This is a genomic window from Gemmatimonadota bacterium, assembly GCA_016713785.1.
GTDB lineage: Bacteria > Gemmatimonadota > Gemmatimonadetes > Gemmatimonadales > GWC2-71-9 > JADJOM01.
Genome location: JADJOM010000001.1, coordinates 481,288 through 494,890, shown reverse-complemented (window position 1 = coordinate 494,890; position 13,603 = coordinate 481,288). Strand labels below are relative to the sequence as shown.

Sequence of the window (13,603 nt, the reverse complement as noted above, 5' to 3'; positions counted from 1 at the left end):
TGCTGCCGATCCTGCTGCCGCCCACCGCCGCTACGGCTTCGCCGCGGCAGAATCCCGCTGCACGGCCTGCCACCGGGCGAGCACCTGGCTGCGGGCGCGGTCGATCCGCCGCAGCGCCTCGTTCCACACGCTCGACTGGGTGCCGGCGTAGGAGAGGTCGAACGGCTCCAGCACCGGGATCGGCCGCTCGAAGACGAAGATGGCCGAGGCCTGGGTGCGGACGGCCAGCTGGCGGCCGCTGAAGTTCCCGGTCACCGGCACCATGCCCACCGGGCGGTAGAGCTGGTTGTGGTACACCAGGTTGAGGTTCTCCGGGTCGAACCGCGCGTCGTTGCGCAGGGCAAAGAAGCTCACCAGCGCCAGTCCCGGCTCGCCGACGCCCGCCTGCTGCACCGCCGAATCGATCGCGCCCCGCCGGCTGGCGAGCAGGCCGTGCAGCGCGTCGTAGCCGTCGTTGGCGATCAGCCGGAGGATCCGCTCGTCGAGCGGCAGGAAGCGGACCTCGAGGTCGGAGGCCGCGAACCGCACGCTCAGCTGGTCCTGGTTGAGCACGCCGAAGCCCGGCGGCGGCAGGTCGCTGCCGGGCACGTTCTGCGCGGTGGCGGGCAGCGCGCCGCCCGCCAGGGCCAGGCCGATCGCTGCGCGCACCATGAGTCGTCGCATCACTCCTCCTTGGCGGGGCCCACCGCGAGCAGGCTCTGCGCCAGCTCGTCGAGCCCGAGGCCGCTCTCGCTGCTGGTAAGCTGGACCTGCTCCTCCGGCAGCGCCAGCGCGCGGCACAGCGCCACCAGCCGCTGCTGCCGCTGCCCGAACGGCAGCTTGTCCGCCTTGGTCACCGCCACCAGCATCGGCAGGCCCTGCTCGGCGACCAGGTCCCCGTACTCGCGGTCTTCCGCGCTCGGGTCATGGCGGATGTCGAGCAGCCAGAGCAGGCCGCTCAGTGTCTTCCGCTTTTCGACCAGGCCGCGCACCAGCTTCCGGTAGCGGGCGCGCTCGCTGTGCGACACCCGCGCAAAGCCGTACCCGGGGAGGTCGAGCAGGTAGAGGGTCGGGAGCTGGAAGACGTTGATGAGCGCGGTGCGCCCGGGGGTGTTGCTGACCTTGGCCAGCTTGCGGCCGAACAGTCCGTTGAGGAGGCTCGACTTGCCCACGTTGGAGCGGCCCAGCAGCGCGATCTCGGGGAGCCGCGGCTGGAGCTGGACGGTCGCGTCGGGGTAGCTGCCGACGAAGATCACCGGCAGCAGGGCGAGCGGGGCGGTGCTCTCTTTGGCCGCGGGGATGAGCAGGGGGTACTTGGACATCGGGGGCGGGGGCCGGTCCAGGGCGGGGGGCCGGCCATCCGGCCGGGCCGCCGCCCGGGACCGGCCGGCGATCAGGCTTCGCGCTTCTGGCGGGCGCGCTCGGTGACCACCAGCGGCTGGTGGCTCTCGGTGACGCACTCCTTGGTGATCACCACCTCGACCACGTCGTCCCGGGCCGGGAGGTCGAACATGATGTCGGTCATCAGGCTCTCGAGGATGGCGCGCAGGCCGCGGGCCCCGGTGCCGCGCTTGAGGGCCTTCTGGGCCACCGCGCGCAGCGCCTCGGGGTCGAAGGTGAGCCCCACGTTCTCCATCTCGAAGAGCTTCTTGTACTGCTTGGTGAGCGCGTTCTTGGGCTCCACCAGGATCCGGATCAGGGCGTCCTCGTCCAGCGCCTCGAGCGCCACGGTCACCGGGAGGCGGCCCACCAGCTCGGGGATCAGGCCGAAGCGCAGCAGGTCGTCCGGTTCCACCTCGGCGAACGGGTTCAGCTTGTCGAACGCGGGCCCGGTCTTGGCCGCCTGGGCGAACCCGATCTGCTGCCGCCCGGTGCGGGTCTCGATGATCTTCTCGAGCCCGTCGAAGGCGCCGCCGCAGATGAACAGGATGTCCTTGGTGTTGATCTGGATGTATTCCTGCTGCGGGTGCTTGCGGCCCCCCTGCGGCGGGACCGAGGCGACGGTGCCCTCGAGGATCTTGAGCAGCGCCTGCTGCACCCCCTCGCCGGAGACGTCGCGGGTGATCGACGGGTTCTCCGACTTCCGTGCGATCTTGTCGATCTCGTCGATGTAGACGATGCCCCGCTCGCACTCGGCGACGTTGAACTCGCCCGCCTGCAGCAGCCGCACCAGGATGTTCTCCACGTCCTCGCCGACGTAGCCGGCCTCGGTGAGCGTGGTGGCGTCGGCGATGGTGAAGGGCACGTCGAGCATCCGCGCCAGCGTCTGCGCCAGCAGCGTCTTGCCCACGCCGGTCGGGCCGATGAGCAGGATGTTCGACTTGTCGAGCTCCACCTCGGAGTCCCGGGCGCTGCTCGCGTTGATCCGCTTGTAGTGGTTGTAGACGGCCACGGCCAGGGTGCGCTTGGCGCGCTCCTGGCCGATCACGTACTGGTCGAGGACGTTCTTGATCTCGGTGGGGCTGGGGACCTGCGTGATCGTATCCGCAACCTCGCGCTCCTCATCCTCCGCCAGGATCTCGTTGCAGAGGGTGATGCACTCGTTGCAGATATAGACCGACGGGCCCGAAATGAACTTCCGGACCGAGTCCTTCGACTTGCCGCAGAACGAACAGCGGAGGTGCTTGTCGTTCGACATGCGCCCTCGGGCCGGTGGTCTCAAGTGACGGGGGGAGTGGTCGAATTCTGCCCCTCCCCCCGGGTCCCGTCAAGGTGCGGCTACTTCGCCGGCTGGATCTCGCTGCGCTTGCTGATCACGTTGTCGATGAGGCCGTAGTCCCGCGCCTCCTCGGCCGACATGAAGCGGTCCCGGTCCATGTCCCGCTCGATCGTCTCGATCGGCTGGCCGGTGTGCAGGCTGTACAGCCCATTCAGCTTGGAGCGCAGGTACAGGATCTCCCGGGCCTGGATTTCGATGTCCGAGGCCGTGCCCTGCGCCCCGCCCGAGGGCTGGTGGATCATGATCCGCGAGTGGGGCAGCGCGCTGCGCTTGCCCTTGCCCCCCGCCGCCAGCAGGAACGACCCCATCGACGCCGCCATCCCCATGCAGATGGTGTTCACCGGCGCCTTCAGGTACTGCATGGTGTCGTAGATGGCCAGCCCGCTCGACACCACCCCGCCCGGCGAGTTGATGTAGAGGTAGATGTCCCGCTCGGGGTTGTCGGCCTCGAGGAAGAGCAGCTGCGCAATGATGATGTTCGCCACATCATCGTTGATCGGCGCGCCCAGGAACACGATCCGGTCCATCAGCAGCCGCGAGAAGATGTCGTACGACCGCTCGCCGCGGCTGGACCGCTCGATCACATACGGGGGATACAGGGAGGCCATGCGCTCGCTCAGGCGTCAACCACGGTGGATTGCTGGAGGAGCCAGCCGAAGGCTTTCTCCTCGGTGAGGGACCGCTCCAGCTCACGCAGCCGGCCCGCCTTCTCCAGCTGCGCGTACAGCTGCCCCGCGGGCAGGTTCCGGCCCGCGGCCAGCTGCTGGACCCGCGCGTCGAGGTCCGCCTCGGTCGCCGCCAGGCCCTGGGCCTCGACCACGCTGTCGAGCACCAGCTCCCGCCGGACCTGCTGCTCCGCGACCGGCCGGAATTCCTTCCCGAACGTCTCGAACTGCTCGGCCGGGATGGAGTAGGCTTCCATGTAGCCCTTGATCAGCCGGTTCACCAGCGACACCGGCGCCGGCACGTCGTTGGCCGCGAAGATCTGCTGCAGCAGCTCCTGCCGCAGCCCCGCGTCCGCCTGCGACTGCGCCTCCTGCTCCAGGTCGGCCCGCAGCGCCGCCCGCAGCAGGTCGAGGGTCTCGAAGTCCCCCACCTCGCGCGCAAAGGCGTCGTCCAGCGCCGGCAGCTCCTGCCGCTTCACGTCGTGCAGCGTGATCCGCACCGCCCGGGCCTGGCCCCGGCGGCTCTCGTCCGGGAAGTCCTCCGGGAAGCGCACCTCGGCGTCCACCGTCTCGCCGGGCAGCAGCTGCATCACCTTCTCCTCGACGTCCGGGATCGCGCGGCCCTCGCCCAGGACCATGCTGTAGGGCTGCGATTCTCCCGGCGTGCCGCCGTCAAGCGGGGCCACCTCGATCCGCACCATCTGGCCGGGCGCCGGCTTCTGTCCCTCGAGTGGCAGCCAGTTGGCCTTCCGCTCCTGCAGGTCGCGCAGCTTCTCCTCGACGTCCTCCGCCGAGATCGCCTTCCGGGTCCGCTGCACCGTGAACCCCGCCACCTTGGCCAGGGTCACGTCGGGCCGGACCTCGACGTGGAACTCGAACTCCAGCGGCTGCCCCTCCTCGTACTTGAGGTCGTGGATGTGGGGCTCCGCGATCGGCTTGAGGGTCTCGCTCTTGAGCGCCTCCTCCCAGCTCTCCCGGATCAGCTGCTCCAGCACGGTCTGCCGGATGGCGTCGCCGAACCGGCGCCGCACCACCGCCTCCGGCGCCTTCCCCTGCCGGAAGCCCGGGAGCCGGGCCTGCTTGGAGTAGTAACGGACGGCCTTGGTCTCTTCCTGCTGGATCCGGTCCACCGGCACCGTGATCTGCAGGGACTTCGAGGCCGCGTCTTCCTTGGTTTTCACTATTGAGATGGCCGACATGGGCGGCAATCTACCCATGCCCGTCCCCGGGGGTCAAATGAAATGTCCCGCCGGCCGATACTCGGGATGAAGGAATGGCGGGCCAGGGCGCCTGCCCGCACATCCGCGCCGGGCCACGCCCGCCACCTGGCCAAGAGTGCTTTTCTAAACCATTGCAGTAAAAGGACTTGTGACGACCGTCCTGCTTGTTGACGATGAGCCATCCATGCGCCGTGCCCTGCGGGCGTTTTTCGAGCGCTCCGGCTTCGCCGTGGCGGAAGCCGCCTCGGCCACCGACGCCCTCCGCTACGTGGCGGAGGGCGGCGTGGCCGATGCCGTCGTCAGCGATGTCCTGATGCCGGAGGTCAGCGGGCTCGACTTCTACGATCGGCTCATGCAGCTCGCCCCGGCGCTGGCGCACCGCGTGGTCTTCCTCACCGGTGCCGCCCGCGACCCGCGGGTCCACGGGCCGATCGAGCAGCGCGGGGTGCCGCTCATCTCCAAGATGGACGACCTGCTGCTCGTGGTGGATGCCGTGCGCCTGGCGGTGCTCCGCCGGACCACCGCCGCGACGCGCGTGGCCGCCACCGGCGAGTTCCGCCCGGTCGGCGGCTAGCCCGACCCGATCACCAGCTCGCCGGACAGCTCCCCGAACTCGTCGCGCACCGCCCGGGTGCCCGCGGGCACCCGCCACTCCCCCCCGTCATAGCGCACGTTCACCCGGTGCAGCCCCGGCTCCACCGGCAGCCGCACCCGCCAGCTCCCGCGGCCGTCGGCCTCGAGCTGGACCGGGCGCCAATCCGTGAAGTCCCCCATCAGCTCCACCCGGGTGACCCCGTCGAGAGGCAGGGCGAACTCGATGGTCCGAGCGTTCACTCGCGTCACGACCAGGGCCCCGCGCACCGGGACGAGGGGTACGGCCTCGCTCGGGCGCCGCCCGAGCGCGGCGCGCAGGCTCATGCGGAGGAACACGCCGCCGGGGGTCAGCAGGGAGGCGTCTCCGGGCTCGCGGCCCACGGTGCTGGCGATGGCCACCCGGTCCGTGATCCAGTACGCCGCCTCCGCCTGCCACCAGCCCTCGGAGCGGGACCGCTGCCCGGCCGTGCCCAGGCGGGTCCCGTCCCCCGGGATCGGAGGGATCAGGCCCGGCTCGACCAGGCCGAGCCGCACTCCGCCCGCCGCCCGCAGCTCCAGGCGCCGCCCCTGCCACGAGAGCCAACCCCCAAGGCTGGTGAGGATCCGGCTTTCCTTCCGGCGCTGCGGCAGGGTGTCCGGGAGGGGCGTGAGGGTGTCGATGGGATTGCTCAAGGACACCGTGACCGACTGACTGCTCTGCCGGCCCAGCAGTTGGAGGGAGAACGCGCCCCACCGGCGCCACCACGCCGCCTCCCAGTGAAACGTCGGGCCCTCGGCGTCGGCTCCCGCGAAGCCGCCGAGCCAGAAACCGCGCCCGGCCCGGGCCAGGTGCAGCCGCGGCCCCGCCTCGCCGGCCGCGCGGTCGGCCAGGCCCCGGCCACCCTGCGCGCGCAGGGCGCCCGCCAGCTCCAGCCGCAGCGCTCGGGGGCCGGTGGGAAACCACGAGGCGGTGGTCGACCCGGTCGCGCCCTGCCCCAGGCGCCCGAAGTCCCGGTAGTCGGCGGACAGCCCCAACCGGAGCCGCATCCCCTCGAGCCGCAGTGCGGGGGCCACGGACCAGTGGGAGACCTGGCCATGTCCCGGCAGCGAGGCGCCTCCCAGTCCCACGTCCACCCGACCGGCGAGCTGCGCGGCCGCCGGCCGTCCGCCGGTCAGGGCGAGCATCAGGACCAGCGGTCCCCGCCTCATCGGGGCGAACCGGTCGGCGCCGGGCGGGGCAGCCCGGCGGGCGGGCGTTCCGCCGGTGGCGGGAGTGGCGCGTGGACTTCGTCGGCCAGCCGCTCCCGCAGCGCGAGGAAGGCGGCGTCGGACGCCGCGCGCGAGGCCATGTCGCGCACGTTGCTCCAGGCCCGCTCGGGCTCGACCCCGGCCGTGAGCAGGTCGGCGAGCACGCTGAGCGGGACGGTGAGCGACTCCCGGGGACGGAGCGCCGCCAGCGCGGCGAGTCGCGCCGACGTCGCCCCGGCGCGCAGCGCGGCAGCCCCCGCCACGAGGTCTGCCTCCGAGGCGCCGGGTCCGATGGACCGCCGCGCGTCGCCGAGGAGCCGCGCGAGGGTGCGGACCGCGGCGACGATGCGGCCCGAGTCCGCGCCCTTGCTCTCTCCCTCGAGTGCCTTCCGCACCAGCGGTTCCGCGGGCAGTCCGGCGGCGCGGGCGCTGTCCACCAGGTGATCCACCGCGACCCGGATCTCCGGCCGGAGGCGCGCAACGAGCCGGGCGTCCTGGGCGGCGAGCCGGCTCGCGCCAGTGGTCAGGGTGGCGAGCCCGAGGGCCAGCAGGATCCGAAGTCGGGGGCGGCGCATCGTGGCTCAGTGGCTGATGGTGATCGCGGACGTCGGGGTGTCGAACTCGTCCTCGGCCTGCGGGGTCTCCGGGTCCGCGACCCAGCGCCGGCCATCGAGCACGAAGGCGTAGCGATAGCGGCCCGGGGGCAGCCGGAGCGTGACCGACCACTCGCCGGCCTGCCGGCGCAGCGGGTTGGCGCGCGGATCCCAGTCGTTGAAGTCGCCGATCAGCGCCACCTGCGCGGCCTGGGGTGCCGCCATCGCGAACCGCACCGGGCGGGGCCCCCCGCCCCGGAACAGGGTCACGCCCAGTGTCCCGAGGACCAGCGCCGCGGCGAGTCCGCCCAGGCGCCGGCGCCGCCGCGCGGCAGCCGCCTCGCGCGCCAGCTGCGCCAGCGCGCGGTGGAGCCCCGCATCCCCCCGGTCCGCGGGCGCCTGGAGTGTCCGCACCACCGCCACCAGCAGGTCGGCGTCAGCCACGGTAGGCCCCGGCGAGCAGGTGCCGCAGGCGTTCGCAGGCCCGGCTCACCCGCATCTTGAGGGCGGGCACGGAGGCGCCGGTGAGGGCCGCCATCTCCTCATAGCTGAACTCCTCGACATGCTTGAGCAGGAACGCCTCCCGGTGGTCGGCCGGCAGGGCCGCGAGCGCCCGCGCGATCTCCTCGCGCCACGCGGAGCCCTCGGCATCGTCCACCGCTGCCACCCGATCGAGCGCGTCTTCGCCATCGGCGGGGAGCGGCCGTGGCCGCGCCAGCCGGGTCCGGCACCGGTTGATCAGGATGGCCAGCAGCCACGACCGGAAGCGGTCGGGGTGGGCGCACTGGGCCAGCGCCCGGTGCGCCCGGAGCAAGGCATCCTGAAGCGCCTCCTCCGCCTCCTCGTGGTTCCCGAGCAGGTGATGCGCATACCGTTGCAGGCCGCCACGGTGGCGCCCGACCAGCTCCGCATAGGCGCGCAGGTCGCCCTGTCTGGCCCGCAGCACCAGGTCGGCATCGGACGCGCTCATCGTGGATAGACCCATCGGCTCCGCCGGTCGTCACATGTGACGCCCGACGGAAGGAGGAGGTCGTATGTGACAGCCGGGTGTCTTCGGCGGACGACGCCCGGAGCGGGTCGCACACGTTCATTCCACGTTTCGTACAGGAGCCGTCATGCGTACCGGAGGGAAGTTCCTGGTGGCGCTGGGCCTCGTTGCGGCCTGCACCACGGACGGGGTCGGACCCGCCTCGCAGGCGGTGCAGGGGAGCGGGGGGGCAGGAACCGCGTCACTGCGCGGCGTGGTCTTCACCGTCCGCAATGGCCCGGACAGCACCCGGGTGCCGGTGGCGGGAGCCACCGTGACGCTGGTGCGGGTCGGCGACCTCCCGGTGGATTCCACGCCGCCGGACACCATGCTGTGGAGCGGCGGGCTTCGGCTGGACCGGCTGGGCTTCCTGGACAGCGTCCCGACGGACACCATCCCGACCGACACCATCCCGACCGACACCATCCCGACGGACACCATCCCGACCGACACCATTCCGACCGACACGAATCCCCCCCCGCCGCCGCCCGCATGCCGCGACGGTGTGGTGGTGGCCACGGTGCGGAGCAACGCCGCCGGTCGCTACGAGGCCAGCCGCCTGCGCCCGGGGGTCTACACCATCGAGGTGGAGCCGCCCGCCGGCTCGCCGCTCAGCCCGAACGCTTTCTGCGGTGTGCCGGTCCGCCGTGGTGTCCCGACCCGGTTCGACGCCTTCCTCTGGCGGGGGCCGGGGCCCGACCCGATCCCCGGGGACAGCACCTGACGGGGGGCGGTGCCCCCGAGGGGGGTGAACGACGCGCGGCCACCCGGAGTCCGGGTGGCCGCGCTGCTGCCAGGTGCGAACGGTGGGACTCGAACCCACACGGGTTTCCCCACAGGATCCTAAGTCCTGCGCGTCTGCCAGTTCCGCCACGCTCGCGTGGCATCAATATATCGCCCCCCCGGCTTCCCGTCCCGCGGGGCCGGTCGGGCCGGCCTGCCTGACGTTGCGACACCGCCGCGCCGGGTGACAGGGGTCACTGGTCCCCGTCGCCGGGCGCTGCTATGCTGGCCCGAGTCGGGCCCGTGCCAAAACGGGCCGCCTTGTCGGGCCGCGGCGACTGCGCGGCATCGGGCGAAGGCGCGAGCGCTCTCCTTCCGGGGAGGGCTCGCGCCTTCTTCACGTTCCTGGGGGAGCCATGCGACGGATGCTGCGAGTGGCGACGGTCGCGGGAGCACTGTTGGCGACGGGACAGGCGGTCGAGGCGCAGGCCATCCCATCCCTGCGCCCCACGGCGGGCACCTACGCCGCGCTCGGCGCGGTGGTCCCTGCCCGGGCGGGGCCCGCGCCCCTGGGCGCGACGCAGGGAGCCGAGCCGATGGTGGCGCGCGGCAGGCGGCGCGAGGGGTCGGTGCTCATGATCGTCGGGCTCGCCGGGATCGTCACCGGCCTGCTGGTCGATGAGAGCCTGGTGACCATCGCCGGGGCCGGCGTGGCCGGGGTGGGATTGTACCTGTACCTGCGCAACGACGGGACGATTCACGTCGACCCCTGACCGGACCCGGCCGGCCCTGCCGCGCGAGGTGGCCCATGGCACGCTGCGACCACTGTGGCAATGAGTACCACCGCGCCTTCCAGCTGCTCACCGCGGCTGGCGAGACGCTGATCTTCGACTGCTTCGAGTGCGCCATCCATCTCCTGGCGCCGGTCTGTCGGCGCTGCAAGTGCCGGATCATCGGCCATGGTATCGAGGCCGCGGGCGCCTTCTACTGCTGTGCCCACTGCGCCCGGGAGGGGGGCATCACGGGGGCCGCCGACCACGTCGCCGGCTGACGCGCCGGCGGTGCCCGGCTGGCACCGGAATGGCGAACGGCGCGGGAGCGTGAGCTCCCGCGCCGTCCGGACAGCCGCCCCCTGGCGGGCTACTGCAGCCGGATCCGGATGATGCGGGACCGCTCCAGTCGCACGTTGTACACCTTGAGGGTCACGATCGCGCCCTTGCCGGCGTCGCGGATGGCCCCCTTGAGGTCGGCCTCGGTGCGGACGGCCTTGCCCTCGATGGCGGTGATGATGTCCGGCCCGTTGTCGGCCGGGGTGAAGAGCTGCTCGTAGCTCGGGCCGTTCGGGTCCACCTCGGTGACGATCACGCCCCGGGTCTCGCGATCGAGCTCGAACTGCTGCGCGATCTGCGAGGTGAGCGCCTGCACCGAGATGCCGAGCTCGTCGAAGGACACCGACTCGTCCGTCGGCGCCGCCTCGGGCTTCTCCTGTTCGTCGGCGGCCGCGGAGTCGTCGCTCGTCTGCTCCATCAGGCGCACGGAGAAGGTCTTCCGGATGCCGCCCTTGCGGGCCACCTCCACCTTCACGGTCTCACCGGGGTGCCGGAAGCCCACCAGCTGCTGCAGCTGGGCCACGTAGTTCACCGGCTGGCCGTCGATGCTGATGATCACGTCGCCCTGTTCCAGGCCCGCGCGCTCGGCCGGCGACTGCACCCCCTGGGGGAAGCCGCCCACCACCACGCCCCGGATCTCCTTGAGGCCCACGTAGGCGGCGTCGTTCTCGGTGGCGTCGCCGACCTCGATGCCCAGCGCCGCGCGCTGCACCTTGCCGTTGGTCACCAGCTGGTTCATCACCACCCGCGCCAGGTTGATCGGGATGGCGAAGCCGTACCCCATGTAGGTGCCGGTCTCGCTGGCGATCGCGCTGTTGATGCCCACCACCTCGCCCCGCACGTTGATCAGCGGCCCGCCCGAGTTGCCGGGGTTGATCGCCGCGTCGGTCTGGATGAAGTCGCCGATGGCGGCGCGGGAGCGCGCCAGGCCGTCGAGCCGGCGGCCCTTGCCGCTGATGATGCCGCTGGTCACCGTGAAGGTGAACTGGTCGCCGAGCGGGTTCCCCACCGCCAGCACCCAGTCCCCGATGCGGGTGTTGTCGCTGTTGCCGAACGCCGCCGGGGTCAGCCGGGGCGCGTCGATCTTGACCACCGCCACGTCGGTCAGCGGGTCGCTCCCGATCACCTTGGCCGTGAACTCACGCCGGTCGAAGAGCCGCACCGTCACCTTCTCGGCGCCCTCCACCACGTGGTTGTTGGTCAGGATGTAGCCATCCGCCGAGACGATGAACCCGGAACCGCTGCCGCGCTCCACCTGCGGGCCGCGCGGCTGGCCATGGAAGAACTGCTCCATGCCCGGCGGCAGGCGGCGCGCCTTCTCGGTCCGCTGGCTGCGGATGAACACCACGCTCGGCCGGACCTGCTCGGAGACGGCCGCGAAGGCGTCGGAGAGTTCCGTCAGCACCCGCGCCTGCGGGATGGCGGGAGCGGTCGCGGTCTGGATGCCGGCGGGCCGGACCCGTTCCTGCGCCACGCCCCGGCTGGGGAGGTCGAGCAGGCCGGCGAAGAGCAGGCCGAGCGCAAAGGCGAGGGTGATCAGGCTGCCGAACTTGAGCCAATTGAGCGTGCGAACCGACATCGGGATCTCCGAATCAGGGCTGGTGGAATCTAACCCTCTGTGGATGCCCGGTCGGTGGCGCAGGTCGCACCACCCGCCGGGGGACGGGAAACGGGAACCGGGAAGCGGGCGCCCCGTCGCCTGCGCCGGTGCCACGCTTCCCGTTTCCCGCTGCCCGGGCCTGCCTTAACCGATTGCCTCCGAGCCGCTTACGACTTCTTGGTGTCGTCCACGATCTCGTAGTCCGCCTCGACCACGTCGTCCTTGGGCTTCTCGGTGGCGCCGGCCGCGCCGGCCTCCCCCGTGGAGCCGCCGGCCGACTGGGCCGACTGGGCCGCCTGGTAGAGCGAGGCGCCGGCCGCGGAGTAGGCCCCGTTGAGCTCGTCCAGGGCCTTCTGGATCAGCTCCGGATCGCCGGTCTTGAGCGCGCCCTTCGCCCCCTCGACCGCGTTGTCGAGCCGGCCCTTGGCGTCGGCCGCCAGCCGCTCCACCCACTCCTTGCTGTCCTTCTCCACCTTGTACACCAGCGCGTCCAGCTGGTTGCGGGCCTCGATCTGGTCGCGCCGCTTCTTGTCATCCGCGGCGTGGGCCTCGGCGCCCTTCACCATCTTCTCGATCTCGGCGTCCGACAGCCCGCTGGAGGCCTCGATCCGGATCTTCTGCTCCTTGCCCGTGGCCTTGTCCTTGGCCGAGACGTGCAGGATGCCGTTGGCGTCGATGTCGAAGGTCACCTCGACCTGCGGCATCCCGCGCGGGGCCGGCGGGATCCCGGTGAGCTGGAACTTGCCGATGGTCCGGTTGTCGATGGCCATCTGGCGCTCGCCCTGCAGCACGTGGATCTCGACCGTGGTCTGGTTGTCCTCGGCGGTGGAGAAGACCTCCGACTTCTTGGTCGGGATCGTCGTATTCCGCTGGATCAGCACCGTGGTCACCCCGCCCAGCGTCTCGATGCCGAGCGACAGCGGGGTCACGTCGAGCAGCAGCACGTCCTTCACCTCGCCACCCAGCACGCCGCCCTGGATGGCCGCGCCGATCGCCACCACCTCGTCGGGGTTCACCGACTTGTTCGGCTCCTTGCCGAAGAACGTCTTCACGATCTCCTGGATCTTCGGGATCCGGGTCGAGCCGCCCACCAGGATCACTTCGTCGATGTCCTTCGGGTCGAGGCCCGCGTCCTTGAGCGCCTGCTGCATCGGCGGCAGGGTGCGCTGGATCAGGTCGTCCACCAGCTGCTCGAACTTGGCCCGGGTGAGCTGCACGTTGAGGTGCTTGGGGCCCGACTGGTCCGCCGTGATGAACGGCAGGTTGATGTCGGTCTGCTGGGTGCTCGACAGCTCCATCTTGGCCTTCTCGGCCGCTTCCTTGAGGCGCTGCAGCGCCATGGCATCCTTGGAGAGGTCGATGCCCTGGTCCTTCTTGAACTCGGCCACCAGCCAGTCGATCAGCCGCTGGTCGAAGTCGTCGCCGCCCAGGTGGGTGTCGCCGTTGGTGCTCTTCACCTCGAAGACGCCCTCGGCCAGCTCCAGCACCGAGATGTCGTAGGTGCCGCCGCCGAGGTCGAACACCGCGACCTTCTCTTCCTTCTTCTTGTCGAGCCCATACGCCAGCGCCGCCGCCGTCGGCTCGTTGATGATCCGCAGCACCTCGAGGCCCGCGATCTTGCCCGCGTCCTTGGTGGCCTGACGCTGCGAGTCGTTGAAGTAGGCCGGGACGGTGATCACCGCCTTCTCGACCTTGTGGCCCAGGTAGTCCTCGGCCGTCTGCTTCATCTTCTGGAGGATCATCGCCGAGATCTCGGGCGGCGTGTACTTCTTGCCCGCGATCTCCACCGACGCCAGCCCGTTGGGGCCGGTGTCGATCTTGTACGGCACGCGCCGGGACTCCTCCGTCACCTCGGAGATCTTCCGGCCCATGAACCGCTTGATGGAAAAGATGGTCTGCTTCGGGTTGGTGACCGCCTGGCGCTTGGCCACCTGGCCCACCAACCGCTCCCCGTCCTTGGTGAACGCCACCACCGAGGGGGTGGTCCGCCCGCCCTCGGCGTTGGGGATGACGACCGGGTCGCCGCCCTCCATGACCGCCACCACCGAGTTGGTCGTGCCGAGGTCGATGCCAATGATTTTGGAGCCCATGTCCTGATCCTTTCGTCTGCCGTGGGATGGGCCGGCGCCTGTTAAGGCCTTGCCGGC

The 13,603-nt window shown here is 71.2% G+C and carries 15 protein-coding genes and 1 tRNA gene; 4 read left to right on the top strand and 12 right to left on the bottom strand.

The window, feature by feature from the left end; translation table 11 throughout:
- Positions 1 to 30: 30 nt before the first annotated feature.
- The 5 genes from IPJ95_02190 to tig form a co-directional block, all read right to left on the bottom strand.
- Positions 31 to 663 (bottom strand): hypothetical protein, encoded by a 633-nt coding sequence (locus IPJ95_02190; GenBank protein MBK7922423.1) that lies wholly within the window; start codon positions 661 to 663, stop codon positions 31 to 33.
- Complete coding sequence (gene ysxC, locus IPJ95_02185) at positions 663 to 1,301, bottom strand: ribosome biogenesis GTP-binding protein YsxC (protein MBK7922422.1); 639 nt, start codon at positions 1,299 to 1,301, stop codon at positions 663 to 665. The genes IPJ95_02190 and ysxC overlap by 1 nt, the downstream gene beginning before the upstream one ends.
- Before the next feature lie 71 nt (positions 1,302 to 1,372).
- A complete protein-coding gene (clpX, locus tag IPJ95_02180) occupies positions 1,373 to 2,617 on the bottom strand; it encodes an ATP-dependent Clp protease ATP-binding subunit ClpX (protein MBK7922421.1) in 1,245 nt (414 codons plus the stop codon).
- Between the two features lie 80 nt (positions 2,618 to 2,697).
- Entirely contained in the window at positions 2,698 to 3,306 is a 609-nt protein-coding gene (gene clpP, locus IPJ95_02175; protein ID MBK7922420.1) for an ATP-dependent Clp endopeptidase proteolytic subunit ClpP, read from the bottom strand.
- 8 nt (positions 3,307 to 3,314) lie between these two features.
- The gene (gene tig, locus IPJ95_02170; GenBank protein ID MBK7922419.1) at positions 3,315 to 4,544 is read right to left on the bottom strand and encodes a trigger factor; all 1,230 of its coding nucleotides are present in this window, start codon (positions 4,542 to 4,544) and stop codon (positions 3,315 to 3,317) included.
- A gap of 223 nt (positions 4,545 to 4,767) precedes the next feature.
- Between tig and IPJ95_02165 the strand changes: the two genes are divergently transcribed.
- Positions 4,768 to 5,157: a response regulator gene (locus IPJ95_02165; GenBank protein MBK7922418.1), complete on the top strand. Its 390-nt coding sequence runs from the start codon at positions 4,768 to 4,770 to the stop codon at positions 5,155 to 5,157.
- On the opposite strand, the gene IPJ95_02160 is transcribed toward IPJ95_02165, so the two are convergent.
- The 4 genes from IPJ95_02160 to IPJ95_02145 form a co-directional block, all read right to left on the bottom strand.
- On the bottom strand, positions 5,154 to 6,365 hold the full coding sequence (locus tag IPJ95_02160; GenBank protein ID MBK7922417.1) for a glycogen-binding domain-containing protein: 1,212 nt from the start codon (positions 6,363 to 6,365) through the stop codon (positions 5,154 to 5,156). The genes IPJ95_02165 and IPJ95_02160 overlap by 4 nt on opposite strands.
- Entirely contained in the window at positions 6,362 to 6,979 is a 618-nt protein-coding gene (locus tag IPJ95_02155; protein MBK7922416.1) for a hypothetical protein, read from the bottom strand. The genes IPJ95_02160 and IPJ95_02155 overlap by 4 nt, the downstream gene beginning before the upstream one ends.
- 6 nt (positions 6,980 to 6,985) lie before the next feature.
- Positions 6,986 to 7,222 (bottom strand): isoamylase early set domain-containing protein, encoded by a 237-nt coding sequence (locus tag IPJ95_02150; GenBank protein ID MBK7922415.1) that lies wholly within the window; start codon positions 7,220 to 7,222, stop codon positions 6,986 to 6,988.
- Positions 7,223 to 7,433: 211 nt separating this feature from the next.
- Positions 7,434 to 7,967 (bottom strand): RNA polymerase sigma factor, encoded by a 534-nt coding sequence (locus IPJ95_02145; GenBank protein ID MBK7922414.1) that lies wholly within the window; start codon positions 7,965 to 7,967, stop codon positions 7,434 to 7,436.
- Between the two features lie 145 nt (positions 7,968 to 8,112).
- On the opposite strand from IPJ95_02145, the gene IPJ95_02140 reads away from it, so the two are divergent.
- The gene (locus IPJ95_02140) at positions 8,113 to 8,748 is read left to right on the top strand and encodes a hypothetical protein (protein MBK7922413.1); all 636 of its coding nucleotides are present in this window, start codon (positions 8,113 to 8,115) and stop codon (positions 8,746 to 8,748) included.
- 74 nt (positions 8,749 to 8,822) lie between these two features.
- On the opposite strand, the gene IPJ95_02135 is transcribed toward IPJ95_02140, so the two are convergent.
- Positions 8,823 to 8,904 (bottom strand) — tRNA-Leu (locus IPJ95_02135).
- 301 nt (positions 8,905 to 9,205) lie between these two features.
- On the opposite strand from IPJ95_02135, the gene IPJ95_02130 reads away from it, so the two are divergent.
- Together IPJ95_02130 and IPJ95_02125 are read left to right on the top strand one after the other, a co-directional pair.
- Positions 9,206 to 9,520, top strand: a complete 315-nt coding sequence (locus tag IPJ95_02130) for a hypothetical protein (GenBank protein ID MBK7922412.1) — start codon at positions 9,206 to 9,208, stop codon at positions 9,518 to 9,520.
- Between the two features lie 35 nt (positions 9,521 to 9,555).
- The gene (locus tag IPJ95_02125; protein ID MBK7922411.1) at positions 9,556 to 9,798 is read left to right on the top strand and encodes a hypothetical protein; all 243 of its coding nucleotides are present in this window, start codon (positions 9,556 to 9,558) and stop codon (positions 9,796 to 9,798) included.
- A gap of 89 nt (positions 9,799 to 9,887) precedes the next feature.
- On the opposite strand, the gene IPJ95_02120 is transcribed toward IPJ95_02125, so the two are convergent.
- Positions 9,888 to 11,435 (bottom strand): trypsin-like peptidase domain-containing protein, encoded by a 1,548-nt coding sequence (locus IPJ95_02120; protein MBK7922410.1) that lies wholly within the window; start codon positions 11,433 to 11,435, stop codon positions 9,888 to 9,890.
- A gap of 188 nt (positions 11,436 to 11,623) precedes the next feature.
- Complete coding sequence (dnaK, locus tag IPJ95_02115) at positions 11,624 to 13,546, bottom strand: molecular chaperone DnaK (GenBank protein ID MBK7922409.1); 1,923 nt, start codon at positions 13,544 to 13,546, stop codon at positions 11,624 to 11,626.
- Positions 13,547 to 13,603: the final 57 nt, after the last annotated feature.